General features: G+C 67.7%; 23 protein-coding genes. 7 read left to right on the forward strand and 16 right to left on the reverse strand.

The genetic code is table 11. From position 1 onward, the window contains the following. Positions 1 to 49: 49 nt before the first annotated feature. Positions 50 to 1,261, reverse strand: coding sequence for a YlbL family protein (locus HMPREF1138_RS09655; RefSeq protein ID WP_009059305.1), 1,212 nt, complete (start codon positions 1,259 to 1,261; stop codon positions 50 to 52). Positions 1,262 to 1,365: 104 nt separating this feature from the next. Here HMPREF1138_RS09655 and HMPREF1138_RS09660 point away from each other — a divergent pair, with 104 nt between their 5' ends. Both HMPREF1138_RS09660 and HMPREF1138_RS09665 read left to right on the forward strand, forming a co-directional pair. Further along, positions 1,366 to 2,835 (forward strand): zinc-dependent metalloprotease, encoded by a 1,470-nt coding sequence (locus HMPREF1138_RS09660; protein WP_009059308.1) that lies wholly within the window; start codon positions 1,366 to 1,368, stop codon positions 2,833 to 2,835. A 95-nt stretch (positions 2,836 to 2,930) separates the two neighbouring features. Further along, positions 2,931 to 3,809 carry a hypothetical protein gene (locus HMPREF1138_RS09665; RefSeq protein WP_009059327.1) on the forward strand — a complete coding sequence of 293 codons (879 nt, stop codon included), beginning with the start codon at positions 2,931 to 2,933 and terminating at the stop codon, positions 3,807 to 3,809. Position 3,810: 1 nt separating this feature from the next. Here HMPREF1138_RS09665 and HMPREF1138_RS09670 read toward each other — a convergent pair whose 3' ends face one another. Then, positions 3,811 to 5,823, reverse strand: a complete 2,013-nt coding sequence (locus HMPREF1138_RS09670; protein ID WP_009059342.1) for an ATP-dependent DNA helicase UvrD2 — start codon at positions 5,821 to 5,823, stop codon at positions 3,811 to 3,813. A 25-nt stretch (positions 5,824 to 5,848) separates the two neighbouring features. Further along, positions 5,849 to 6,784, reverse strand: a complete 936-nt coding sequence (nudC, locus tag HMPREF1138_RS09675; RefSeq protein ID WP_009059303.1) for an NAD(+) diphosphatase — start codon at positions 6,782 to 6,784, stop codon at positions 5,849 to 5,851. 36 nt (positions 6,785 to 6,820) lie between these two features. Between nudC and rph the strand changes: the two genes are divergently transcribed. Together rph and rdgB are read left to right on the forward strand one after the other, a co-directional pair. After that, positions 6,821 to 7,588: a ribonuclease PH gene (rph, locus tag HMPREF1138_RS09680; protein ID WP_009059315.1), complete on the forward strand. Its 768-nt coding sequence runs from the start codon at positions 6,821 to 6,823 to the stop codon at positions 7,586 to 7,588. After that, a complete protein-coding gene (rdgB, locus tag HMPREF1138_RS09685) occupies positions 7,585 to 8,199 on the forward strand; it encodes an RdgB/HAM1 family non-canonical purine NTP pyrophosphatase (RefSeq protein WP_009059317.1) in 615 nt (204 codons plus the stop codon). Before rph ends, rdgB begins: the two co-directional genes overlap by 4 nt. Positions 8,200 to 8,338: 139 nt before the next feature. Here the strand turns inward: rdgB and HMPREF1138_RS11585 are convergent, their stop codons facing one another. Together HMPREF1138_RS11585 and HMPREF1138_RS09690 are read right to left on the reverse strand one after the other, a co-directional pair. Further along, positions 8,339 to 8,461 (reverse strand): hypothetical protein, encoded by a 123-nt coding sequence (locus HMPREF1138_RS11585; RefSeq protein WP_009059297.1) that lies wholly within the window; start codon positions 8,459 to 8,461, stop codon positions 8,339 to 8,341. Positions 8,462 to 8,686: 225 nt separating this feature from the next. Then, positions 8,687 to 9,019, reverse strand: coding sequence for a CBU_0592 family membrane protein (locus HMPREF1138_RS09690; RefSeq protein WP_009059331.1), 333 nt, complete (start codon positions 9,017 to 9,019; stop codon positions 8,687 to 8,689). 86 nt (positions 9,020 to 9,105) lie between these two features. Here HMPREF1138_RS09690 and HMPREF1138_RS09695 point away from each other — a divergent pair, with 86 nt between their 5' ends. After that, positions 9,106 to 10,020, forward strand: coding sequence for a LysR family transcriptional regulator (locus HMPREF1138_RS09695; protein ID WP_009059299.1), 915 nt, complete (start codon positions 9,106 to 9,108; stop codon positions 10,018 to 10,020). A 23-nt stretch (positions 10,021 to 10,043) separates the two neighbouring features. Here the strand turns inward: HMPREF1138_RS09695 and HMPREF1138_RS09700 are convergent, their stop codons facing one another. Genes HMPREF1138_RS09700 through clpS form a run of 4 tightly spaced genes read right to left on the reverse strand, consistent with a single transcriptional unit; the run spans position 10,044 to position 12,552 of the window. Beyond that, the gene (locus tag HMPREF1138_RS09700; protein WP_009059334.1) at positions 10,044 to 10,844 is read right to left on the reverse strand and encodes an MBL fold metallo-hydrolase; all 801 of its coding nucleotides are present in this window, start codon (positions 10,842 to 10,844) and stop codon (positions 10,044 to 10,046) included. Further along, positions 10,841 to 11,671, reverse strand: a complete 831-nt coding sequence (murI, locus tag HMPREF1138_RS09705) for a glutamate racemase (RefSeq protein WP_009059343.1) — start codon at positions 11,669 to 11,671, stop codon at positions 10,841 to 10,843. Before murI ends, HMPREF1138_RS09700 begins: the two co-directional genes overlap by 4 nt. A gap of 16 nt (positions 11,672 to 11,687) precedes the next feature. Then, complete coding sequence (locus HMPREF1138_RS09710) at positions 11,688 to 12,260, reverse strand: DUF2017 family protein (protein WP_009059301.1); 573 nt, start codon at positions 12,258 to 12,260, stop codon at positions 11,688 to 11,690. Between the two features lie 4 nt (positions 12,261 to 12,264). Continuing rightward, positions 12,265 to 12,552: an ATP-dependent Clp protease adapter ClpS gene (gene clpS / locus HMPREF1138_RS09715; RefSeq protein ID WP_009059290.1), complete on the reverse strand. Its 288-nt coding sequence runs from the start codon at positions 12,550 to 12,552 to the stop codon at positions 12,265 to 12,267. An 81-nt stretch (positions 12,553 to 12,633) separates the two neighbouring features. On the opposite strand from clpS, the gene HMPREF1138_RS09720 reads away from it, so the two are divergent. Next, positions 12,634 to 13,977, forward strand: a complete 1,344-nt coding sequence (locus HMPREF1138_RS09720) for a nicotinate phosphoribosyltransferase (protein WP_009059306.1) — start codon at positions 12,634 to 12,636, stop codon at positions 13,975 to 13,977. Positions 13,978 to 14,080: 103 nt separating this feature from the next. On the opposite strand, the gene HMPREF1138_RS09725 is transcribed toward HMPREF1138_RS09720, so the two are convergent. The 7 genes from HMPREF1138_RS09725 to HMPREF1138_RS09755 form a co-directional block, all read right to left on the reverse strand. Then, positions 14,081 to 15,823, reverse strand: a complete 1,743-nt coding sequence (locus HMPREF1138_RS09725) for a DEAD/DEAH box helicase (RefSeq protein WP_009059288.1) — start codon at positions 15,821 to 15,823, stop codon at positions 14,081 to 14,083. Continuing rightward, on the reverse strand, positions 15,820 to 16,152 hold the full coding sequence (locus tag HMPREF1138_RS09730) for a DUF3039 domain-containing protein (RefSeq protein ID WP_009059313.1): 333 nt from the start codon (positions 16,150 to 16,152) through the stop codon (positions 15,820 to 15,822). The genes HMPREF1138_RS09725 and HMPREF1138_RS09730 overlap by 4 nt, the downstream gene beginning before the upstream one ends. Positions 16,153 to 16,280: 128 nt before the next feature. Further along, positions 16,281 to 17,054, reverse strand: coding sequence for a glucosamine-6-phosphate deaminase (gene nagB, locus HMPREF1138_RS09735; protein WP_009059320.1), 774 nt, complete (start codon positions 17,052 to 17,054; stop codon positions 16,281 to 16,283). Positions 17,055 to 17,129: 75 nt separating this feature from the next. Next, positions 17,130 to 17,810, reverse strand: a complete 681-nt coding sequence (locus HMPREF1138_RS09740; protein ID WP_009059311.1) for a copper homeostasis protein CutC — start codon at positions 17,808 to 17,810, stop codon at positions 17,130 to 17,132. Beyond that, on the reverse strand, positions 17,807 to 18,739 hold the full coding sequence (locus HMPREF1138_RS09745; RefSeq protein ID WP_009059336.1) for an ROK family protein: 933 nt from the start codon (positions 18,737 to 18,739) through the stop codon (positions 17,807 to 17,809). The genes HMPREF1138_RS09740 and HMPREF1138_RS09745 overlap by 4 nt, the downstream gene beginning before the upstream one ends. After that, complete coding sequence (locus tag HMPREF1138_RS09750) at positions 18,736 to 20,193, reverse strand: M81 family metallopeptidase (protein ID WP_009059296.1); 1,458 nt, start codon at positions 20,191 to 20,193, stop codon at positions 18,736 to 18,738. Before HMPREF1138_RS09750 ends, HMPREF1138_RS09745 begins: the two co-directional genes overlap by 4 nt. Beyond that, complete coding sequence (locus tag HMPREF1138_RS09755) at positions 20,190 to 21,338, reverse strand: ROK family transcriptional regulator (RefSeq protein WP_009059329.1); 1,149 nt, start codon at positions 21,336 to 21,338, stop codon at positions 20,190 to 20,192. The genes HMPREF1138_RS09750 and HMPREF1138_RS09755 overlap by 4 nt, the downstream gene beginning before the upstream one ends. A 248-nt stretch (positions 21,339 to 21,586) precedes the next feature. Here HMPREF1138_RS09755 and HMPREF1138_RS09760 point away from each other — a divergent pair, with 248 nt between their 5' ends. Then, positions 21,587 to 23,383: a peptide ABC transporter substrate-binding protein gene (locus HMPREF1138_RS09760; protein WP_009059294.1), complete on the forward strand. Its 1,797-nt coding sequence runs from the start codon at positions 21,587 to 21,589 to the stop codon at positions 23,381 to 23,383. The last annotated feature ends 44 nt before the right edge of the window (positions 23,384 to 23,427 follow it).

Consider the following 23,427-nt stretch of genomic DNA (forward strand, 5'->3'; position numbering starts at 1 on the left):
TCGCACCCACCTGCCCGCAGGCCGTGGGGGCTTGGGAGCGTCCCGTGCGCTACTGACAGGTCGGCAGGGTGTCCCCGGTGCCCTCCGCGATGGAGGAGACGGCCGTGGTGGCCTCGGCAAGGGTGGACACGGCGACCACGTGCAGCCCATCGGGGACGTGGCCGACCACCTCGGAGCAGTTGTCGCGCGGCGCCAGGAACCACTCGGCGCCGTCCTTCTTGGCTCCCCACATCTTCTGCTGGATACCGCCGATGGCGCCGACCTGCCCGTCGAAGGACATCGTGCCGGTTCCGGCGATGGGCGTTCCCCCCGTCATGTCTCCGGGTGTCAGGCGGTCGATGATGCCCAGGGAGAACATCATGCCCGCGCTCGGGCCGCCGACATCCTTAAGGTTGACGGTGATCGTGACGGGCATCGAAGGTTCCACCGTCAGGTAGACGCCGAGCTTGGAGCCGGGTTCGTTCTCACCGGCCGCAATCGAATCGAAGGACAGGTCCAGGGTGGCGCTGTCGCGTTCGACGGTAATCGTCATGTGACTTCCCGCAGGAACGGTGCGCATGAGCGTGAAAGGAGTCGTCGCATCGGCGACCTCGTGGCGCGTGCCGTCGGGGGTCGTGATGGCCCGCAGGACGTCGCCTTCCTGGACGATGCCGTCCGCATTCGAGCCCTCCGTGGCGCCCTGGATCGTGACGGTGGCGGGAATCTGCCAGCCCAGGTAGTCGAGCGCGGCGACCTGGGAGGTCAGCTGCGAGTTGCGCATCATGGCGAGCTGCGCTTCGCTGACCTGGTCGTTCGTCGTCCCTTCGGGGTAGACGGAATCGTAGTCCACGATCTTGCTGTGCGGGTCGAAGTAGGCCCCGATGAGCTCAGCGAAGCTCAGCCGGTGGCCGGGTCCGCCCGACTCGGAGACGGTGACCATGCGCAGCTGGCCCTGCCCGGGTTGCGCGGGAGCGGTGACTGAGGCGGACTGCGGCTCGTCGACGCGGACAGCTTCGCCCGTGGTGGGGTCGGTGCCTTCGATGTCGAGCATCGGGACGCCGTCCTCGGTTCCCAGCACGTTGAAGGTCGGCCCGGGGCTGGAGACGACGAAGGGAACGGGAACCCAAAAGAGGATCGCCACCATCGCCAGGAGAGCCACGAGGGCGGTGACGAGGCGCCAGCTGACAAGCGGGATACGCTCGCCCTGACCTTCTCCATTGGACAGCTTCTCATCGAGTGTCAAGGTCTGATCCGTTTCGCTCACCGTGCAATTGTGTCCCACCCGGCGCGCTCATGCACGCCCACTTCCACGCTCCCCCTTATGCTCTCAGCGTTTTCGCAGGGTTTTGTCAGCCCGGGCGCATGGCCGGCCGCTAGTCTGATTCCATGAATGAGAACGAGTCCGGCACACCGTTTGAGGATTTCCTGCGCTCCATCCTGGGAGACGAGGCAGCCGCCGAGGCCGCCCGCGCCCTCGAGGCTCAGGGCTTCGATCCCGCGAACCTTCCCACAGAGTTCGCTGACCCTGCGCGCATGCGTGCGGCCATGGGACAGTTCCAGTTCCTGATGAACACGACGGCCGGACCGGTGAACTGGCGTCTTGTGGAAGACAGCGCCAAGCAAGCGGCCTATGCCAGCGGCGACCCCGCTCCCACGGCGACCGAGGCGGAGGCGGCGCGTCAGGCAATGACCGTCGCGGACCTGTGGCTCGACGCCGTCACCGACTTCGCCTCGGGTCCGGTGACCCGCGACGTGTGGAGCAAGGTCGCGTGGGTGGAGCACACGATTCCCACGTGGAAGCGCATCTGCGAGCCGATTGCCCTCAACGTGTCGCGCGCCCTGTCGGGGGCGCTCTCCGAGCAGTTCGGCCCCGATGGCAGCGGCGAGGCCACGTCCCTGCCGGACGGGATGGCGGCAATGCTGGGCAAGACGCAGGAGATGATGCCTCGCCTGTCGGCGATGATGTTTTCCGCCCAGCTGGCCCGCGCTCTGGCGGCGCTGGCCGGGGAGTCTTTCGGCACCTACGACACGGGCATCCCGCTCTCGGATGCCTCCCACGCGGTGCTACTGCCCCACACCATCGCCGAGTTCGCCGACGGTCTCGACGCCCCCTTCGACGAGGTGCGCCAGTTCCTGGCGGTGCGCGAGGCAGCCCATCGTCGCCTCTTCGCGTCGGTGCCGTGGCTCGAGGGCGACCTGGTGCGGGCGGTGGAACGCTACGCGTCTCAGATCGCGATCGACACGGAGGCCATCACGGAAGTGGCACGGTCGGTAGACCCGTCGGATCCGGAGTCGGTGGAGTCCGCCCTCAGCGGTGGCGTGTTTGCCCTGGCGACCACCCCCGATCAGCGTCGGGCGCTCACTCGCCTGGAGACGATGCTCGCTCTCATCGAGGGCTGGGTCGAGGTGGTCACGGCGCGCGCCACGTTGCCTTACCTGCCTCACGCGGATGCGCTGCGCGAGATGATGCGCCGCCGCCGCGCCTCGGGCGGCCCCGCGGAGGAGATCCTGGGGACCCTCATCGGCCTGAAGATGCGTCCGCGCCAGGCGCGCGGCGCGGCCTCAATCTTTTCTCTCGTCGAGGCCGACGGCGGGCGCGATGCCCGCGAGGCCCTGTGGTCGCATCCGGACATGGTCCCCTCGGAGACGGAGCTGGCCACGCCCGACACCTTCTTGACGCTGCGGCGCGCCGCCGCCGAGGAGGACGCGGATATCGATGCGGCCCTCACCTCGTTGCTGGATGGAACGCTCGGCTGGGCGGAGGGCCTGAAGCCCGGCGCCGATTCGGGTGATCAGTCTTGCGCTCCCGGCGACGGCGAGGCGACCGAGGGCTCGGACCCGCACGACAATGAATGATCTGACAAGTTATCCACAGATTTTTCAAAAGGTCACGCGAAACTAACACACTGGTTCATGATGGCTTCTACAGGCATGAAGCAAAGGAGACCATCATGAACCTGGCACGCAATACGGCGATCTTGTGGCGCGGCCCCGGGGCCGTCCAGGTCGGAGGAGACAGCTCCCGACACGTCCTCCTCGACAACCTGCACGCAAACGACCAGCTGTGGCTCAGCCACCAGGCGCACTCGCCGCGCTCAGCCGAGCCCACCCAGGCCTCGCCGGAACTCATGGCGGCGCTGCACCGAGCACACCTCATCGACGAGGGGGACCGGCGCCCCACGCTGCGCGTCGGCGTCCTCGGGGCGGTGCCCGCCTCCGTCCTGGCGCTGCGCAGCCTCGTCGACACGATCAACCTCTCCCTCGCCATCGACGTCACCGCGCTGGTGGACGAGGACTGGGACCGAGTCTTCGGCGGCACCTTCACCGGCACCGCCCGCGATCGAGCCATCCGACGCGAGCTGGCTCCCCTCATCCCCCTCCCCCACCTGCACCACCAGGGCGACACCGACTGCGTCATCGTCTCGGCCGACCGCGTCGTCGACCCGGGCGTCCCCTTCGAGCTGACGGCCCACGACACCGCACACCTCATCGTCACGCGCGGGGAACACTCCTACGAGGTCGGCCCCCTCGTCATCCCGGGCATCACCCCGTGCTACCAGTGCGTCGAGCACGCGCGAGCCGCAGCAGACCCCTTCCGCCTCACCCACCTGCGAGAGCTCGCCGACTGGCCGCTGGGAACACTCCCCCTGCTGGCCCACTACGCGGCGGCACTGCGCGTGGCGCGCCTGGTGAGAGACTTCGTCTCCGGCGCGCTCACCGCGAGCCTGTGCGCCGAAGTCGCCACCATCGACGAGGACGGAACAATCAGCGTCGAACGCGCCCGCCCCGCCCACGAATGCGTGTGCGGGATCTGCGGGCTCGCCTCCTGAGTCAGGCCTCCTCGTCGACGACAACCTCCTCGCCGCGAACGAGGGCGAGGACGGGAGCGGCGAAACGCTGCACCTTGACGTCGCCGATCCCCCGGATCACCCTCAGCTGCGTCGTATTCTTCGGCATCGCCACGGCAATGTCGCGCAGCGTCTGATCCGTGAACACCGCAAAGGGCGGAACGCCCGCCTGCCGGGAAACCGTCAGTCGCCAGGCCTTGAGCCGCGCAAACAGGTCGATGGCCTGCGGGGAGGCCTCCTCCTCGAACGCACGGTTGAGGGCGCGTGTGGAGGGACGCGCCTTCTTCTTGGGCGCACCCACACCCCGCTCCTGTGGCCAGATCCCGTCGAGGAGACGGCTACGCTTGCGCTTGCCGCGACCGTCCGCGCCCCGCGAGCGCGCCCACGACAGGGTCAGCAGATCGCGTGCGCGGGTGACGGCCACGTAGAGGAGGCGACGCTCCTCCTCGCGGGCCTCGGGTGTCTTCGCGTAGGAGATGGGCAGCAGGCCTTCCGAGAGACCGACCAGAAAAACCGCGTCCCACTCGAGGCCCTTGGCAGCGTGGATGGTGGCCAGCTCGACGCCCGCCTTATCGGGCTCGACCTGGTAGGCGATTCGCTCGTCCAGCTCGGCGACGAAGGCGGCGAGCGTGTCCGCGTGGCTGTCGTCGGCCCATCCGACAATCGCGTTCATGTTCGACCAGCGCTCAGAGCCGGCCTGTCCGGAGGGCGCCTCGGGCGCCCACCCGACCCCGGAGAGGACGTCGCGCACGAGCTCGCCGAGCACCCCCTCCTGCGCGGCAGCCGCTGCGGCGCGCAGGCGCGAGATCGCGGTGCGCACGTCGTCACGGGCAAAGAAGGGTTTGCCTCCGGCGACGGCGACGGGGATGCCTCGGTGTCCCAGAGCCTCCTCGAAGGCCTGGGATTGGCCGTTGGTGCGCATGAGGACGGCGATGTTGTGGGGTTGGACGCCGCCGGCGACGAGGTCCGCGATCTGTGCGGCGACGCCCGCGGCCTCGGCGTGGTCGTCATCGTAGGTGCAGTAGCCCACGTGCGCTCCCCCGTCACGCTGACTGGACAGGCGCACGGTGCCCTCGCGCTGGGTGGCTCGCGCTAACACATCGTTCGCGAGGGTGACGATCTGCGGGGTGGAGCGGTAGTCGCGGGTCAGCTCCACGACGCGCGCGCCCGGGTGCTGGCGCCCGAACCCTGTCAGGTAATCCGGGGACGCGCCCGTGAAGGAATAGATGGTCTGAGCGACGTCGCCGACGACGCACACGTCGTGGCGCCCGCCCAACCACAGGTCGAGGAGGCGAGCCTGGAGGAGGTTGACGTCCTGGAACTCGTCGACCACGAAGGAACGGTACTGCTTGCGCACGATGGAGGCGACGTCAGCGCGCTCCTGGAGCATGCCGCACAGGTAGATGAGGATATCCTCAAAGTCGATGACGCCGCGCTCGTTCTTGGCGTCCTCGTACACGTCGAGGAGACGGGCCATGTCCCCCGCGTCCAGCCCGGCGGGCACGTCGCGGCGCAGGCGCGCCACCGAAGCGGCATAGTGTGCGGCATCGATCATGGACACCTTCGCCCACTCAACCTCGGCCGCGATGTCGCGCACGTTCGTGCGGTCGATGGCGATCCCCAGGCGGGCGGCGGAGGCTGCGACCAGGGAGGCCTTGTGCGGGATGACGTCGGGCAGCGGACCGCCGACCACCGTCGGCCAGAAGTGGCGCAGCTGGCGCAGGGCCGCAGAGTGGAAGGTACGTGCCTGCGCCCTGGGCACGCCCAGCTGGGCCAGTCGGTGACGCATCTCGAAGGCCGCGCGCTGGGTGAAGGTCACGGCCAGAACGTTCGAAGGGTCGACGGCGCCGACGGCCGCGCCGTAGGCGATGCGGTAGGTGATCGCACGGGTCTTGCCCGTGCCGGCGCCCGCGAGGACAGCGAGGGGCCCGGCGACCTGGGTGGCGACGGCGCGCTGGTCGGGGTCTAGGGCGTCAAGCAGTTCCTCGGGGTTCATGCCTCTATTGTCCCATTGCGCACCCTCAGCTGCGTCCCCTGCCCTCCGGGGCGCCGGGCAGATCAGAGCCGTACCATTCCCGAAGCAGCGCGTATGCGATGGAGGCGCGTCCGGGCGCGCTGATCTCCCCTGATTCGAGCGCGCGAGCCAGATCCTCACGACTGTAGAAGCGCGCCCACTCGATCTCCACGCCATCCGCCTGAGGGGTCGGGCGCGGCAAGGCGGTCCTGGCGCGGTAGCCCATCATCTGGGAGCGCCCGAAGGGCCACGGCTGGGTCGCAACGTAGGTGGGGGCCTCAATCTCGACACCTACCTCCTCGGCGACCTCCCGGGCCACCGTGACGTCCGGGGACTCCCCGGCCTCGACGTATCCGGCGATAATCGACACGAAGCCGGGCTTCCACAGGGCGTTGTGCGCGAGCAACACGCGCCCATCGTGATCCTGAACGAGGACGATGATCGCCGGGTCCTGACGCGGGTATTCGAGCCGATCGCAGGCCTGACAGCGAGCAGCCCAGCCGGCGGACTCCAGGGACACGGGAGAGCCACAACGTCCGCAGTAACGATAGCTGGCGTGCCAGCCCGCCAACGCCACGGCGGTCAGCGCCAGGGCCGCGTCGTCACCTCCAAGCCGCCAGCCGACCGCGCGCAGGTGCTCCCAGCGCCCCCGGGCCTCGTCCCGGCTGGTCTCGATCGCGACGACGCTGCGTCCGCCCGCCACCCCGATGAACGAGGCCGTGGTTCCCTCGGCCGCACGCGCGGCCTCGTCCCCGGCCAGGCGTCGCAGAGTCGGCGTATCCGAGGGCCGCGCCCCGGCCTCGTCCAGGAGGACGAAACCGGCCGGATCGACGACGATGACATCCGCCTCACCGGCGCGCACCAGGGCGACGGGAGCCGCGGTTTCACGCAGCGCGACCGACGGATCGACGTCGCCGCGAACGAGAGGTAGATCAAGACTCATAACTCCACGGTAACGCGGTGGGCTACCCTAGGCACTATGACAACCACTCCCCTGCGCGCCGATGGGCGCACCCCCTCCCAGCTCCGTCCCGTCTCCATTACCCGCGGCTGGTCGGGTACCGGCGAGGGCTCCGTCCTCATCGAGTTCGGCAACACCCGCGTCCTGTGTGTTGCCTCTTTCACCGAAGGAGTGCCACGCTGGAAGCGCGACTCCGGCGAGGGCTGGGTGACCGGCGAGTACTCGATGCTGCCGCGCGCGACCGAGCAGCGTTCCTCCCGCGAGTCCGTCAAGGGCAAGGTCGGCGGACGTACCCAGGAGATCTCGCGACTCATCGGCCGTTCCCTGCGCGGCATCGTCGACGTGAGCGCGCTCGGCGAAAACACGATCGTCCTCGACTGCGACGTCCTGCGCGCCGACGGCGGCACCCGCACGGCGGCCATCACAGGCGCCTATGTGGCGCTCGCGGACGCGGTGTCCTGGGCGAAGGACCAGGGCATCCTCAAGCCTTCCGCCACGGTCTTAACCGACTCAATCTCCGCGATCTCGGTGGGCGTCATCGACGGCACCCCCATGCTGGACCTGCCCTACGTTGAGGACGTGCGAGCGCAGACCGATATGAACGTCGTTCAGACGGGCGACGGCCGCTTCATCGAGGTGCAGGGCACCGCCGAGCACGCCCCCTTCAACCGTGACGAGCTGGGCGAGCTCCTCGACCTGGCGACGCTCGGCAACGCTCAGCTCGCCGCGGCGCAGAAGCTCGCACTCGAGGCCCCCCTCATGGAGCGCGTTGAGGTGCGCCCGTGAGCGCGCGCCTGGTCTTCGCGACCTCCAACGCGCACAAGGTCAGCGAGCTCGAGGCAATCTTGGCCCCTGCGTGGGAGGGCTTCGAGGCCGGCTGCGTGGCGCGCATGAGCGATTTCGACGTGGCCTCACCGGTCGAGGACGGGGTGAGCTTTGAGGAGAACTCCCTCATCAAGGCCCGCGCCCTGACTCGCGCCACGGGCCTGGCCGCCATCGCCGACGACTCCGGCATCGCGGTGGACGTGCTGGGCGGGGCGCCCGGCATCTTCTCCGCGCGCTGGGCCGGCTCCCACGGGGACGACGCGGCAAATCTGCGTCTGCTCCTCGATCAGCTCTCCGACGTTCCCGACGCTCACCGCGGCGCAGCCTTCGTGTCGGCGGCCGTCCTGGTGACCCCGGATGGCCGCGAGTTCGTCCAGCGCGGCGAGGTGCGCGGCACCCTGACGCGCTCTCCCCGCGGCGAGGGCGGATTCGGCTACGACCCGATCTTCGTCCCCGACGGCTTCGACGTCACCACCGCGCAGATGAGCGCCGAGGATAAGAACGCGATCAGCCACCGAGGCATCGCCTTCCGCGCTCTCATGCCCCACATCGTGGAGTACCTGCGCGGCTAAGGCGCCGTGCGGGCCCGTGTGGTTGACGCGCCTGCTGGCGCATCAACCGGCAGGCTCGCAGAGCAGTTCGTCACGTCACCATGGTTGTGCCGGGCACCCGAGGGTGTCCGGCACTTGTGTTCGCCCGTTCGGCACCCCGTCAGCGGGCAACGAGGTTTCCGAAGAAGGGGCGGTCCATCGAGAACTGCAGCGGGTTGCGTTGTTGACGCATTCCGCGGTGATGGGTGAAGCGTTGAATGAGTGATGCGACGAAACGAGACATGGTGTGCTCCTCTTCGAGTACGTGCGATGGATCTGTCACCGCGTCGTAGAACCATGATCGCTCCGTCGCGCATCCTTTTCCATCGATCTTTTCTTATTTTTCAGTAAAGTGTTTCTTACAGACTTTCCCTTGGGAAAGCTTGGTAAAACATTGACCGTTGCGGCAGAATTCCCTTAATTTATCGTGGATGAAATACGGGCGGGACGGGGAGCAGGCGCCGCCTCGTCAGCGCGCGCGGGCCAGGCGGCGGCGACGAGGCAGCAGGCGGCGCGGATCGAAGAAGCGCGCGACCTGAAGGAGCCGGCGCGCCAGGCGATCACGCACACGCCAGATCATGGTGGCGCCAACCCCGATGAAGATCGCATTGGTGAGGAAGGACGGCCACGCGCCGGTGGACGCGCACGCGAAGGCCAGGAGAATGCAGCTCGAGACATTCAGAGAGTGGTAGCGCAGGGAATCGGGGGCGAAGCGCTTGGAGGAAACGAGGTAGTAGGCGGCGATGGAGGCGGCTGCGCCGACCCATCCGAGGATCACGATTGCCAGGTGCGAGATGGTCATGGCAGTAATTGTGCACCGTGCGCTAGTCAAGCACAATTGAATGGTTCTATAGTTATCTTGCAGTTTCGCTTAACAATGGAGTGCGCATGGACATCGACCCCCGACGCCTACCCTTCCTGCTTTCTGTCGCACGTGAAGGGGGCATCGTCGCTGCCGCCGACATCCTCATGGTGTCCCCCTCGGCGGTCTCCCAGCAGATCCAAAAACTGGAGGAGGAAGTGGGGCTCAGGCTCGTCGAGCGCACGACCTCCGGCGCGATCCTCACCCCCGCCGGCAGTATCGTGGCCGAGGCCGGCGAACGCATCAACGCCGACATCGCCGAGGCCCTCAAGGCGCTGCGCCCGCTCACCGGCCAGGTGACGGGAACGGTGACCCTCGGAGCCTTCCTCACCATCTGCCGCTCCACTCTCATCCCCGCACTGCCCGACCTCACGGACGCTCTGCCCGGCATCGACCTACGCATCGAGGAGACGGAGGAGACTCCCGGAATGGCGGCCCTGCGCACGGGTCGATTCGACTTCCTCGTCATCGAACGAGACGAGGACCCCGGCCTCGCGCCTCGCGGATACACGGACATTCCCTTCATCGACGAACCGTGGGTGCTCGTCACCCCCGATTCCGCGCCCCCGATCGGATCCATCGAAGACCTCGCCGACCTCACGTGGCTGCGCGTCAACCCGGGCTCAAGCGGAGACCACGTCATGCGCCGCATCACCAAGGCATTCCCGGACACGAAGTGGGCGCCCCACCTCTATGCCACCTACGAGGCGGCCAGAGCCCTCGTGCGAGCCCGCGCGGGATCCACGATCCTGCCCGCCATGGCGCTCGCCGGCGCCCACACCGCAGGCATGCGCGTGACGCCTCTGCCCTCGCTGGGCACCCGCAAAATCCTGCTGCGCCACAAGAACCACGGTTGGAGCGAGGCGGGCGGTCCTGCGCGTGTGGCTACCTTCCTCACCGAATGGCAGCGGCACAACTCCTACGCCACCCCGACCGACTGAGGCACCCCGGCCTCGTCCGCGCGCTAGAAGGACACCTCCATGCGCGCCGCCGCAACGTCGAGGGGACCCGCCCACGTCTGGCGAACCTCAGACACCACCCGTTCACTGGGCGTCCACGGCTGGATATGGGTCGCGATCATGCGCCCCACGCCCGCGCGCGTCGCCAACTCACCCGCGCGTCGGCCATCCATGTGCATATCGGGTTCGCTCTCATCCGAGGTGAAACCGACCTCGCTGAGCAGCACATCCACCCCGCGCGCGCCCTCAACGATCGAGTCACACAGATCCGTGTCCCCCGTGTAGAACAGGGCGACGCGGCGCGCGGGATCCTCCTGCGAGGGCCCCTCGATGCGCAGCCCGAAGGCCTCCACGGGGTGCAGGGCCCGGAAGGGACGAATCGTCATCGGACCCACCTCGTAGCTCTCGCCCACGCGGAGCCGCGTAAAAGCGAACTCGCCGTCGTAGGTCTCCCCCTCCGGCGCGCCCTCGATCTGGCGCACACGGTGCAGCGTCTCGCCCGGCCCAAACAGGGACACGGGCCGGATCGCGCACGAACCGGGACCCCACTTGCGGTACACCTGCAGGGAAATGATGTCGCCCATGTGGTCCGCGTGGCAGTGCGACAGCGCCAGCGCATCCAGGTCGCACGGACACAGGTGCGCCCACAGCGCACCAAAAGACCCCGGCCCCATGTCGCACACGAGGGAGAAAACACGCTCACGCCCCGAGTCGGGGTCAACTCCGCGGGCCTGGATCAGGTAAGAGGACGCGGGAGACTGAGGGCCCGACATGGAACCTGTCGCGCCGATAACGGTCAGCTTCACGCGACTCCCCCTCCGGTGTTCACGCGGTCGACGGAGCCCACCTCCGGCCCCAGGAAGCGGCGCGCCAGACGCGGGAAGTTCTCCGAGGCCCCCGTGGCCAGGAACTGGTGCGTCGGCCCGGTACCCGCAGGCCACGGATCGTGCAGGAGGCCGCGGTCCACGAGCTCGTTATACGTCACGTTCGCGGTGGCCTCCGAGGAGGTCACGAGCGTCACGCCCTCCCCCATGACGCGCCCGATGACGCCAGTCAGCAGCGGGTAGTGCGTGCAGCCCAGGATCAGCGTGTCCACGCCGGCCTCTTTCAGGGGAGTCAGATACTCGCGCGCCACGGCCTCGATCTCCTCGCCCGTGGTCACCCCGGCCTCGACGAACTCGACGAACGCGGGGCATGCCTGCTGGCTGACCGTCAGCCCGGGCACTGCCGCGAGCGCGCGCAGGTAGGCCTCGGACTGGATGGTCGCCTTCGTCCCGATGACACCGACGTGGCGGTTGCGCGTCGCGATGACGCTCTGGCGCGCGGCCGGAGTAATGACCTCGACGACGGGGATGCCCGCGTCGATCCAGTAGCGTTCGCGCGCGTCCGCGAGGGCTGCGGCGGTCGCGGTGTTGCAGGCGATGACGAGGGCCTTAACCCCGCGCGAGGCCAGCTCGTCGAGGGCGGACAGCGTCAGCGAGCGCACCTGTGCGATCGCGCGCGGACCGTAGGGCGTGTGCTCGGTGTCGCCCAGGTAGATGATCTCTTCGTCGGGCAGCTTATCGATGACCGCACGGGCGACCGTCAGCCCACCTAGGCCCGAGTCGAAGATTCCGATCGGGGCGTTATTCATGCTTCGACCTTATTCCTTAATGAGTATTATTCACAGCTTCCAGGAGTGAGTCCTGCCACCACGTGATGAGCATGTAGATCGCCGCGACCGTCTGAGCGCGATCCCCGGTCGTTTCACTCATCGCCAGTTTCTCGATGCGCTCGGCGTCCCCCTGGTCGGATAAGTCCAGTTCACCGGCCAAGCCGAAGCGGATGTCGTTGAGCGCCCCCAGCCACGACCACACGGCGTCCCGGGGGATCACGAGCGTCTCCCCGTCCCCGTGGGTAATGTGTTCAAGATCGCTGACCATGACGCGCAGGCGCACTGACTTTTCGGTGCGCAGCAGGTCCTCCGTGAGGGCGCGCATCCGTCCAGCATCCTCCTCGTCCTCGCTCATGGGGGGCAGGAGCATCCCAAGGGTGCGTTCACGCGGGGCTTCCCTGCGTTGTTCGGTTTCGGTCGCGGCGCTAACCATCGACGAGGTCGAGGCGAAGTCGCCGGGGTCGTCGAGGACCACGAGGACCTCGCTGGCAAGCTGACGCAGGAGGAGCGCTTCGCCGGTGCTCATCGCTGCGGCGAAGCCACCGTCACGATAAGCGAAGGCTTCCATGGGGCTAGTCTCTGTCCTCTTCGATGGTGGCGCGCAGGCCGTAGGAGTGCATGGCCATGACGTCGGCTTCGATGCGTTCGCGCACGCCCGTCGAGACGATCGCACGCCCGCGCGTGTGGACGGCCAGCATGAGTTCCTCGGCGCGATCGGCGGAGTAGCCAAAATACTCGCGGAACACGGCGGTCACGTAGCTCATGAGGTTGACCGGGTCGTCCCACACGACGGCGCGCCACCGCGGCACGGAGGTGGCGGCCTCGTGCGTGCGCGGAATCGGCTGGGCGATGGTGGTCATGTATCAACCCTAAGTCGAAGAGAGCGCCCATGGAAGCGATTTCGCCCCCCGGTGACACGCTTCTCAGGGTAGGCTCACAGTATGCCTGCATCGACATCCACTTCATTACTCACCGATATGTACGAGCTCACGATGCTCGACGCCGCCCTGAAGGATGGCACCGCGCATCGACGCTGCACGTTTGAGCTGTTCGGGCGCCGCCTGCCCGCCACGCGCCGCTTCGGCGTCGTGGCCGGTACCGGCCGCATTCTCGAGGCGCTGGAGCGCTTCGAGTTCGACGCCGAGCAGATCGAATGGCTGCACAACCAAGGGATCATCTCCGAGGAGGCCGCACAGTTCCTGGCCTCGTGGCGCTTCACGGGCGACATCTGGGGCTACGCCGAGGGCGAGTGCTACTTCCCCGGCTCTCCCCTGCTCACCGTTGAGGGTACCTTCGCGGACTGCACGCTCCTGGAGACGCTGCTCCTGTCGGTCCTTAACCACGACTGCGCGGTGGCCTCGGCCGCCTCGCGTATGACGATCGCTGCTCACGGCCGCCCCTGCATGGACATGGGTGCGCGCCGAGCCCACGAGCGCGCTGCGGTGTCCGCGGCCCGCGCAGCGATCATCGGCGGCTTCCAGGGCACCTCCGACCTCGAGGCAGCCAAGCGCTACGGGATCCGCTGCATCGGCACGGCCGCCCACGCGTTCACGCTCCTGCACGACACCGAGCGCGACGCCTTCGATTCCCAGGTCGCCAAGCTGGGCGCGGGCACGACGCTGCTCGTGGACACCTACGACATCAGGCAGGGCGTCATCAACGCGGTCGAGGCCGCGCGCGCGGCGGGCGGCGAGCTGGGCGCGGTGCGCCTGGACTCGGGCGACCTGGTTGCTGAGGCGTTCAAGGTACGCGGACAGCTCGACGCGATGGGCGCCACCACCACGAAGATCACGGTGACCTCCGACCTGGACGAGTACGCGATCGCCGCCCTGGGCGCCGCCCCCGTGGATTCCTACGGCGTGGGCACCAAGCTGGTGACGGGCTCTGGCGTGCCGACGGCCGCCCTGGTCTACAAGGTTGTCCAGCGCGAGGACAGCGACGGCAACATCGTGTTGGTGGCCAAGAAGGCCGAGTCGAAGTCCACTGTTGGCGGGCGCAAGGTTGCCGGCCGCGTCATGGGAGAGGACGGCTACGCGACCGAGGAACTCCTCCTCGTGGGGACCTCCTTCGAGGAGGGCCAGGCTCTGCTGGCCGAGCGTGGTGCCCGCCCGCTGCAGGTGCAGCTGGTCCGCGGCGGCCAGATCGACGCCGAGGCCTGGGGCTCCGAGGCCCTCACCCGCGCTCAGGAGCATCACCTGCGCGCCCGCAACGAGCTGCCCTACCAGGCGTGGCGCCTCTCCGAGGGTGAGGCGGCGATCCCCACCCGCTACGAGAAGGTCGACTGAACGCACTCGCCCGCGTGACGACGCCCCGGCCTCGTCCTTCTCACTTAAGGGACGAGGCCGGAACTCGTGATGCGTCAGGGCGCGCCGAGTGCGCCGGGCGGCGTCAGTGGCGGCCGACGAACCATTCGCGCAGCAGGGCGATGCGAGCCTCGATCTGCTCGGTCGTGGCCTGGGCGACCTCGGGGCCCCCGCAGCGTGAGCGCAGGCGTGAATGGATGGTCGCGTGGGTCTCACCGGAGCGGCGCGACCAGGTGGAGACCAGGTGTTGAAGCTCCTTGCGCTTAGCGGCGCGCAGCTTGTGGGCGGGAATACCCGCGTTGTCCTCGCGCATCTTCTGGGCGGCGCGGCTCTTCTTCTGCGCGGCGACCTGATCGGCCTGGCGGGCGCGCAGCAGGGTCGTCACCTGGTCGGCGTCCAGCAGGCCGGGAATGCCCAGGTATTCCTGCTCTTCCTCGGAACCCACCTCGGCGCCAGCACCCCACGCGGCGCCATCGAAGAGGACGCCGTCGAATTCGGCGTCGGCGCCCAGGACCTCGAATTGGGAGAGCAGGTCAGAGGATGCCTTCTCCTCGCGGTTCGCGGCCGCGACCAGGGCGTCCTCGGGGTTCCACATGTCGTCTTCGCTGGCCTCCTCGCGCCGGGGGCGATCCAGCGCGTGGTCGCGCTCAACCTCCATGTCGCCGGCGAGGGTCAGCAGGGGCACGACGGAGGGGATGAAGACGGTGGCCGTCTCGCCGCGGCGCCGGGCTCGCACGTAGCGGCCGATGGCCTGGGCGAAGAACAGCGGCGTGGAGGCGTTGGTGGCGTAGACGCCGACCGCGAGGCGGGGCACGTCCACGCCCTCGGACACCATGCGCACGGCGACCATCCACTTGTCGGTGGAGTCGGCGAACTCGGAAATGCGGTCGGAGGCATCCGCGTCGTCCGAGAGGACGACCGTGGGGGCCTTGCCGGTGATGAGGCGCAGGTGGCGGGCGTAGGCGCGCGCATGCTCCTGGTTGGAGGCGATGACGAGGCCTCCCGCGTCGGGCACCGCTCGGCGCACCTCTTCGAGGCGCAGGTCGGCCGCGCGCAGGACGGCGGGAATCCACTCACCCTTGGGGTCCAGCGCGGTACGCCAGGCCTGCTTCATCATGTCCTTGGTGAGGGGCTCGCCCAGGCGCGCGCTGACCTCGTCGCCCGCGTTGGTGCGCCAGGCCATCTGTCCGGAGTAGGACATGAACAGGACGGGGCGCACGACGCCGTCCTTGAGGGCGTCGCCGTATCCATAGGTGTAGTCGGCGCGCGAGCGGCGGATGCCCTCGGCGTCCTCCGCGTAGGTCACGAAGGGGATCGGCGAGGTGTCGGAACGGAAAGGCGTGCCCGTCAGGGCCAGGCGCCGGCTCGCGTCCGTGAAGGCCTCGCGCACGCCATCGCCCCACGACAGGGAGTCGCCGGCGTGGTGGATCTCATCGAGAATAACGAGGGTGCGGTAGGCGCGGGTGCGGGCCGCGTGGACGGCCGGGTTGGAGCCAATCTGCGCGTAGGTGACGGCCACGCCATCGAAGTGCGAGCCTGCAACGCCCTGCGAGTTTGTAAAGTCGGGGTCGATGTGGATGCCGAAGCGCGCAGCGCTCGAGGCCCACTGGCCCTTGAGGTGCTCGGTGGGGCACACGACGGTCAGCTTGTCGACGATGCCGCGGGCGATCAGCTCAGTCGCAAGCGTCAGGGCGAAGGTCGTCTTGCCGGCCCCCGGGGTCGCGACGGCCAGGAAGTCGCGCGGGGAGGTCTCCATGTAGCGATCGAGGGCAGCAGCCTGCCAGGCGCGCAGCCTGCCAACGGGCGCGCGCCGGGTCGTCTCGCTCACTTGTCGGAGCCCTTGCCGCCGTCGGAGAAGGGCCAGTTACGCCCGTTCTTGCCCATCGAGTCCCGAAGCTCCCTGCAGGTGGGGCACACGGGGTACTGGGAGGCGTCGCGGGTGGGGATCCAGACCTTGCCGCACAGGGCGACGACGGGCTGGCCCGTGACCATCGAGGAGTTCGCCTTGTCCTTGCGCACGAAGTGGGCGAAGCGATCGCCGTCACCGTCGGTGCGCTCCTTGCGGGTCTCGGTGCGCTCCAGCAGGCCGGTCGAGGACGCGGTGGAGGGACCGGTGGGCGCGGAGGGGCCGGTGGGTTCGTCAAGGGCGTTACGCATGGGGTCCATTGTACGACCCGAAGGGGGACGGGGCGGGAGGCGGCGTACACGGGGAGCGCATACACGGGCACGATAATGCCCCGACCTCGCTGAAGCGAGGCCGGGGCGGGTGGACGTGGAAAACTATCTCACAGGTGTTCCTTCTCCCAGACCTCCTTGTAGAAGTCTGCGAGCTCGAGCTTGGAGGCGGCGGCCTCGTCGAGGAGCACGGTGACATCGGGGTGGTGCTGGAGGATGGAGGCGGGCCAACGCTGGGTGACGCCGCCCTCGATCATGGCCTTGACCGCGTCGGCCTTTCCTTCGCCCGTGGCGATGAAGATGTGGGCGCGCGAGTCCATGATCGTGCCCAGGCCCTGGGTCACGCAGTGCGTGGGGACCTGGTCGATGTCGCCGTCGAAGAAGCGGGCGTTGTCGCGGCGGGTCTGCTCGGTGAGGACGCCCACGTGGGTGCGCGAGGCCAGGGTGCCGCCGGGCTCGTTGAAGCCGATGTGGCCGTCGCTTCCGATGCCGAGAACCTGGATGTCGATGCCACCGTCTGCCTTGATGGCCTCGTCGTAGGCGGCGGCGCCGGCGTCGAGATCATTGCACCAGCCGTCGGGGCCGTGTGCCGCACCCTCGGGCATGTCGACCAGGTCGACGAGGTTGCGGTGGATGAAGTTCGCGTAGCCCTCGTAGTGGTCACGGGGCAGGCCCACGTACTCGTCGAGGTTGTAGGAGCGAACCTGGGCAAAGGAGATCTGACCGGCCTGGTAGCGGCGCACGAGCTCCGCGTAGAGCTTCAGCGGCGAGGAGCCGGTGGCCAGGCCGAGCACGAAGTTCGGCTTAGCGCGGTACACCTCGAGGATGCGGTCCGCTGCCAGGGATGCGATCTGATCTTCGTCGTTGAAAATTCCAATTCTCATGTGGTTAACCTTACACCCACTTATCTGATTTGTCAGACGAATCAACAACAATTGTCGAGAAATTTGTGATCTGCGTTATCCGCGCAGCGCCGAGACGATCCTCTCAACCTCCGCCCGGTCGGTCCCGCAGACCCCCGGGGCGCGCATGTGGACCTCCGAAGCGCCCGACGCCGCCACGACCTCGGCCACGTTGTGGGCGCGCAGGCCGCCCGAGACGAGGATGATGATGTCCTCTCCCCCGCGCTCCACGAGCCGAGCGAGGACGCCCGGCTGGGCGACCGCCGGATCGCCACCCGTCGTCAGCACGCGGTCATACCCCAGCTCCATGAGGACGTCCAGACCCCGATCCTGGTCGCGCACCTGGTCGAAGCCCCGGTGGAAGGTCAGAGGCGCATCCTCTGCCACGTCGCGCAGACGCGCGGCTGCGTCCACGTTGATGGTGCCGTCCGCGTTCAAGACGCCGACGACGAATCCGAGGCGAACCGGTGCCCCACGCCCAATCGCCGACAGGGTGACGATGTCGGAGGCGATGCGGGTCACCTCCTCGCGCGAATGCACGAAGTTGCCCGGGCGCGGACGCACGAGAACCTGGACCCCACCCTCGGGGGCGACCTCGAGGGCGGAGGCGACCTCGTCGAAAGCGGGAGTCAGGCCCCCGCACGACAGGTCGGTGCAGATCTCGATGCGATCCGCTCCCCCGTCGCGCGCGCGGCGCACACCGACGGCGTCCTCGACGCAAATCTCCACGATGGTCACGGCTGCCACCTTTCATAGCAGGACGATCCGCCCACGCGGGCGGCCAGGATCGCGGCTCCCCAGCGTCCGCCGGCACCCCCGAGAGAGGCGCGAACGATCTCGGGAGCGTCACGGAAGGTCAGCATCGACGCGAACTGGGCACGTAGCGGCGCGAGCAGGTTCTCCCCCGCGTGCGACAGCCCGCCGCCGATGATGATGCGCTCGACGTCGACGGTGAGCGTCATGTGGGTGAGGGACAGGGCGAGGGCACGCACGGCGGTCTCCCACACCTCGGTCGCCACCGGGTCGGTGCCGATCGCCTTCTCGATCGCTTTGGCGCCGATGTCCTCGCCGGTGGCCTGCTCGTAGCGCCGCGCGATGCCCTTCGCGGAGGCGTAGACCTCCAGGCAGCCGCGCGAGCCACAGCGGCACGATTCACCCCCGGGAAAGACGGGCGCATGCCCGACCTCGCCGGCGCTAAACGTCGCGCCGCTCCACAGACCGTCCCCGAGCATGAGGGCGACGGAAATCCCCGTGCCGATTGGCATCATCAGGAAGGAAGAGGCACCGCGCCCCGTCCCAAGGAGCCCCTCGGCCAGGCCGGCGGCGCGACCGTCATGCATGAGGGCGGCGGGAACGCCGGTGGCCTCCTCGACCGCGCGAGCCAGCTGAACGCCGCGCAGCTCCAGGTTCGCCGCGTACACGACGATCCCGCTTTCCTCATCGACGAGGCCGGGGCAGATGAGGCCAAAACCCACCAGTCCCGGATACTCGCCCGCCAGGCGCGCCCCGATGCCGCCGACCTGGGCGGCCACCTGATCACGATCCGTGGGCGCGTTGCCCTGCGTGAGGATCACACCGGCCTCGTCGACGATCATCCACTTGATGGAGGTGCCGCCGATGTCGATGCCCGCGAATACCGGACCGGGCGAGTCCTTGACGGCACTCATGGGACGACGACCTGTGCGCTCAGATCGGGCTCATCCATCTCCGGATCGAAGGGGAACATCGGGCGATCGATCTTGTGGTGGCCCAGGCGGATCAGGTCCTGGTCGACGCCGCCGGGGGTCAGCGCCATGAGCCAGCCCTTCTGCGTGTCGTACAGGTCAGGCTCGAGGTAGCCGATCTTGACGACGACCACGTCGGCGGTCGTGATGTCGACGCCGAGCAGCTCGAACTGGCTAAACATCGTGTACTGGTTGCGGTTCGTCGTGATGATGAAGCGCAGGCCTCCGGTACGCAGCAGCGCGGTGTGGCCGCCCATCGGGTCGTCGGCGAGGGCCTCGACCGTGGCGCGGACGGACAGCGGGCCAGGCTCGCGCGTGTCGATGTGTCCGCCGACCTCGAGGTCCACCTCGGCGCCAACGCCTGCCTCCCACGCGATACCGGCCGCGACCGGGTCGATGATCGAGGCGTACACGACGTCGAGCGTGGCCTCCTGGACGGGCTTCCACTTCAGCAGGGCAGCGAGCGCGACGGTCACGTCGTCGGCACCGCCCGCGCCCGGGTTGTCGCCGGAGTCGGAGATGAAGAAGGGCTTGGGGCCCTCTTCGGCTGCCGCCAGGCACTCCTCCATGGAGGCGACGGGGGCGACGAATTCAAAGCGGTCGTGCACATCCCAGAAGTATTGGCCGATGCACTCAGCCTGTTCCTTGACGAGGTCCGCGTCGTCGCCGGTCACGACGACGGCACCCTTGCAGCGTGGCTGGTCGGCCCAGGCGAAGCCGATCCAGATGGCGGCGTCGAGGATGCCGTCCATCTCCTCGATGGGGTCGATCATCTTGTAGAGGGATTTGGCGGGCTCGATGCGGGTCGAGGTCTTTTCTCCGGGAAGCAGGACGGGGACGTGGACGAGCGCCTTGACGGGCTTGGGCGCTCCGTTCAGGAGGCGCATGCCCAGGTTGTAGGCGGCGCGGCGGCGCGACTCGAGGGCGTCCTCGTGGGGTGCCAGGCGGTAGCAGGTGAGGATGTCGCAGCCGTCGAAGAGGTCCTGGGAGACGTTGCCATGCAGGTCCATGGAGGCGCTCACCATGGGCTCCGGGCCGATGACGGCGCGGATGGCGTTGATGAGGTCGCCTTCGGCGTCGTCCATGCCCTGGACGCTCATGGCGCCGTGAATATCGAAGAAGAGGCCGTCGAGGGGGCCTGCGGCCGCCAAGCCCTCGAGGATCTCGGCCTTCCAGGCGTCGTAGGCGCTGCGTTCGACGACGCCGCCGGGCAGGGCGCGCGAATGCAGGACGGGGATCCATTCGATCTGGGTGGCCCAGTCCTCGTCGAGCCAGTAGAAGCGGTCCATAAGCTCCTGTCCGCGCGTGACGATAAAGTCGTCGGCGGTGGAGATATAGGGGGTGAAGGTCGATGATTCGATGTGGATGCCGGCGACCGCGATACGGGGCTTGGTCATGAGTGATTCTCCTTTGAGATCTTTTGTGGCGTGAGTGTCGATAGGCCCCAGAGCGCGGCGTCACGTCCGGAGCGGGATGATTCGATCACGAGGTCTTCCATGATGGATGGAAGACAGGACTGGTGGAGCGCGGCTCGCACGCCCGCGCTGAAGGCGTCGACGGCGGACAGGGCTCCGCCGAGGATGACGCCCTGGGGGGCTAGGAAGGACACGAGGTGGGCGAGGCTGAGGCCCAGGAGGGTGCCCGCCTGGCGAATGGCGGTGGCCACGGCCGGTACGCCGTCTCGGGCCGCTGCCAGGAGCTGGGCGTTGTTCTCGTAGACGAGGCCCGCGGCGGCCAGGTCGGCTCGGATCGAGTCGGCGGAGGCGATCGTTTCCAGGCATCCGACGTTGCCGCACTTGCAGGGTCGCCCGCTCGCCGCGTCGACGGGAATGTGCGAGATATCCCCGGCCAGGCCTCCTTGGCCGACGAGGGGGACGCCGTCGACGAGGTAGGCACCTCCGATCGCAGAGCCGGCCTTGACGTAGATGAGGGTGTCGATGGGAGCAACCCCAACAAGTCGGCGCCGGTAGACGGACTCGCCGATGGCTCCGGCCCTGGCGTCGTTGTCGATGATGGCGGGCAGGCCGCAGTGGCGGGCCACCTCCTCGGCGACATTGATGCCATCCCATCCGGGCATGCGGGCCGGGCGAATGACGCGCGTGCGCTCGGCATCGACGGGGCCGGGGACTGCCAGGGCGAGGCCCCCCACGCGCACGCCGGCCGCCTTCTCCTGGCGCGAGACTTCCTCCATGACGGCGGTAAGGACCGCTTCAGGTCCGCTCGCGATGTCGACAAGGAAGCTGGTAGCGTGCGTCACGCCCTGGGTCGGGTCGGTGAGGGCGACGAGGCCGTGGTGGGCTCCGAGCTCGACGAGGGCGAGGGCGCCGACCCCGTCGGAGGTGACGAGGCGGCGGGCCCTGCGCCCGCCCGTGGACACCGATTCGTCCGTCTCTGATATGACGCCCGCTTCGACGAGGCGGGAGACGGCGGCGGAGACCGTCGAGGCGGCGAGTCCGGTTTGTTTGACAATCGCGGGTCTGGTGTCCGCTTGGCCGGAACCGATCAGCGTCAACACGGTCTCATCGACATCATGAGCCGCCATGACACCTCCCTTGATAGATTCTTAGTAACCGCAATGTTACACGGTGCTCAACGTTGAGGACAGGACCAATTATGCCTTACTGGCGAAAGTTTGCTACTTCTTTCGCCAAAATCCGTCGTTATTTTTTCGTAACATTCTCAATTTTGCCAAAAGCGGCAACGTTGGCGGCGAAAATGTCATATGATGAGGGTCATCTGGTGGGACCACGTTCCGTCAGAGTCCCCGATCAACGTTGATTTGGAGCAGTCATGAACCTCAGATTAAAGCGGTGGATCACCGCCGGCGCGGCTCTCGCCATGGTAGCCACCATGGGCCTGTCCGCATGTAGCACCAACCGTGCGCTCACCTCGGAGACCGGAAAGAACGAGGTCACCATGGCCTCGCGTACTCCCAACTGGATCTTCCCGATCTCCGCCAAGGGCTACACGCAGGGTGAGAACGGCCAGTTCATCCAAGCGATGTACCGTCCGCTCTTCGCCTACAAGTCCTCCTCCGATACCCCCTACAAGATCAACCTCGACAAGTCCCTGGGCCTGGTTCCCGAGGTCTCTGAGGACGGTAAGACCTACACCATCACCCTGCGCGACGACGCGAAGTGGTCCGACGGCACGCCCGTCTCCACGCGCGACATCGAGTTCTGGTGGAACCTCGTCACCAACAACAAGGACCAGTGGGCCTCCTACAAGGAAGGCTTCTTCCCCGACGGTGCCTCCCTCGACATTAAGGACGCGCACACCTTCTCCATCACGACCACCGACGCCTTCAACCCGGCCTGGTTCATTGACAACCAGATCAACAAGGTTGCGCTACTCCCCCAGCACGCCTGGGACAAGACCAGCGCCGACGAGGCCGTGTCCGATCTGGACCGCACCCCCGAGGGCGCTCAAAAGGTCTTCGCATACCTCCAGGGCGAAGCCAAGAACCTGTCCACCTACGCCACCAACCCCCTGTGGCAGACGGTGAACGGCCCCTGGAAGCTCTCCTCCTTCACCCCCGACCAGGGCCTCGAACTGGTCCCCAACGAGAACTACTGGGGCAAGGACAAGCCGCAGATCGACAAGCTGATCTACAAGGCCTTCACCGGTGACGACGCCGAGTTCAACTCCGTTCGCTCGGGCGCCATCGACTTCGGCTACATCCCCGCCGCCCAGTACAACCAGCGCTCCGCCGTCGAGGGCAAGGGCTACAACGTCTACCTGTGGGCGGGCAACACCATCACCTACCTGGCCCTGAACTTCGCACCCCAGGCCCCCGCCTCGAAGTACATCAACCAGAAGTACATCCGCCAGGCGATGCAGCAGCTCATCGACCAGCCGACCCTGTCGGAAAAGATCTGGTCGGGTACCGCTTCCCCCACCTGCGGCCCCGTCCCCATGGCCGCCGATAAGGTCGGCACCACCGAAGGCTGCGTCTACAAGTTCGATCCGGACGCCGCCAAGAAGCTCCTCGAGGACCACGGCTGGAAGGTCGTCCCCGACGGCTCCACCACCTGCGAGAACCCCGGCACCGGCGAGGGCCAGTGCGGCGAGGGCATCGAGGCCGGCGACGCCCTAAGCTTCAAGCTCATCTCCCAGTCGGGCTTCGTCTCCACGCACCAGATGTTCGAAGAGATCATCTCTCAGTTCGGCAAGCTCGGCATCAAGATCGACATGAACGAGGTTCCCGACTCGGTCGGTGCGTCGCAGGCATGTGACGACGAGACCCCCTGCACGTGGGACCTGTCCTTCTTCGGATCCCAGACCTCGTGGGGCTTCCCGATCTACGCCTCCGGTGAGCGTCTCTTCGCGACCAACGCGCCGGTCAACCTCGGTCAGTACTCCAACCCCGAGGCCGACAAGCTCATCGAAGAGTCGACGCGCTCGACCGCACCCGACGCCCTCCAGGCGTACAACGACTTCCTCGCGGAGGACCTCCCCGTCCTGTGGATGCCCAACCCGTACTACCAGATCACCGCTGTGAAGAACACGATTGACCTGGGAGAACTCGACGCCACGGGTGACACCTGGCCCGAGGACTGGGCGTGGAAGACCGACGGGACTAAGTAAGCGCTCGTCCCACCGCCTCACGGGGCAGGCGCCCGCACCCGCTC

The sequence above is a fragment of the Actinomyces sp. ICM58 genome (genome assembly GCF_000283035.1).
Lineage (GTDB): Bacteria > Actinomycetota > Actinomycetes > Actinomycetales > Actinomycetaceae > Pauljensenia.

What these genes read in the sequence shown, in the direction of transcription:
- HMPREF1138_RS09660 (WP_009059308.1), top strand. Translation starts at nt 1,366, where the DNA reads ATGAATGAGAACGAGTCCGGCACACCGTTTGAGGATTTCCTGCGCTCC.
- HMPREF1138_RS09665 (WP_009059327.1), top strand. Translation starts at nt 2,931, where the DNA reads ATGAACCTGGCACGCAATACGGCGATCTTGTGGCGCGGCCCCGGGGCC.
- HMPREF1138_RS09670 (WP_009059342.1), bottom strand. Translation starts at nt 5,823, where the DNA reads ATGAACCCCGAGGAACTGCTTGACGCCCTAGACCCCGACCAGCGCGCC.
- nudC (WP_009059303.1), bottom strand. Translation starts at nt 6,784, where the DNA reads ATGAGTCTTGATCTACCTCTCGTTCGCGGCGACGTCGATCCGTCGGTC.
- rph (WP_009059315.1), top strand. Translation starts at nt 6,821, where the DNA reads ATGACAACCACTCCCCTGCGCGCCGATGGGCGCACCCCCTCCCAGCTC.
- HMPREF1138_RS11585 (WP_009059297.1), bottom strand. Translation starts at nt 8,461, where the DNA reads ATGTCTCGTTTCGTCGCATCACTCATTCAACGCTTCACCCATCACCGC.
- HMPREF1138_RS09690 (WP_009059331.1), bottom strand. Translation starts at nt 9,019, where the DNA reads ATGACCATCTCGCACCTGGCAATCGTGATCCTCGGATGGGTCGGCGCA.
- HMPREF1138_RS09695 (WP_009059299.1), top strand. Translation starts at nt 9,106, where the DNA reads ATGGACATCGACCCCCGACGCCTACCCTTCCTGCTTTCTGTCGCACGT.
- murI (WP_009059343.1), bottom strand. Translation starts at nt 11,671, where the DNA reads ATGAATAACGCCCCGATCGGAATCTTCGACTCGGGCCTAGGTGGGCTG.
- HMPREF1138_RS09710 (WP_009059301.1), bottom strand. Translation starts at nt 12,260, where the DNA reads ATGGAAGCCTTCGCTTATCGTGACGGTGGCTTCGCCGCAGCGATGAGC.
- clpS (WP_009059290.1), bottom strand. Translation starts at nt 12,552, where the DNA reads ATGACCACCATCGCCCAGCCGATTCCGCGCACGCACGAGGCCGCCACC.
- HMPREF1138_RS09720 (WP_009059306.1), top strand. Translation starts at nt 12,634, where the DNA reads ATGCCTGCATCGACATCCACTTCATTACTCACCGATATGTACGAGCTC.
- HMPREF1138_RS09730 (WP_009059313.1), bottom strand. Translation starts at nt 16,152, where the DNA reads ATGCGTAACGCCCTTGACGAACCCACCGGCCCCTCCGCGCCCACCGGT.
- nagB (WP_009059320.1), bottom strand. Translation starts at nt 17,054, where the DNA reads ATGAGAATTGGAATTTTCAACGACGAAGATCAGATCGCATCCCTGGCA.
- HMPREF1138_RS09745 (WP_009059336.1), bottom strand. Translation starts at nt 18,739, where the DNA reads ATGAGTGCCGTCAAGGACTCGCCCGGTCCGGTATTCGCGGGCATCGAC.
- HMPREF1138_RS09750 (WP_009059296.1), bottom strand. Translation starts at nt 20,193, where the DNA reads ATGACCAAGCCCCGTATCGCGGTCGCCGGCATCCACATCGAATCATCG.
- HMPREF1138_RS09755 (WP_009059329.1), bottom strand. Translation starts at nt 21,338, where the DNA reads ATGGCGGCTCATGATGTCGATGAGACCGTGTTGACGCTGATCGGTTCC.
- HMPREF1138_RS09760 (WP_009059294.1), top strand. Translation starts at nt 21,587, where the DNA reads ATGAACCTCAGATTAAAGCGGTGGATCACCGCCGGCGCGGCTCTCGCC.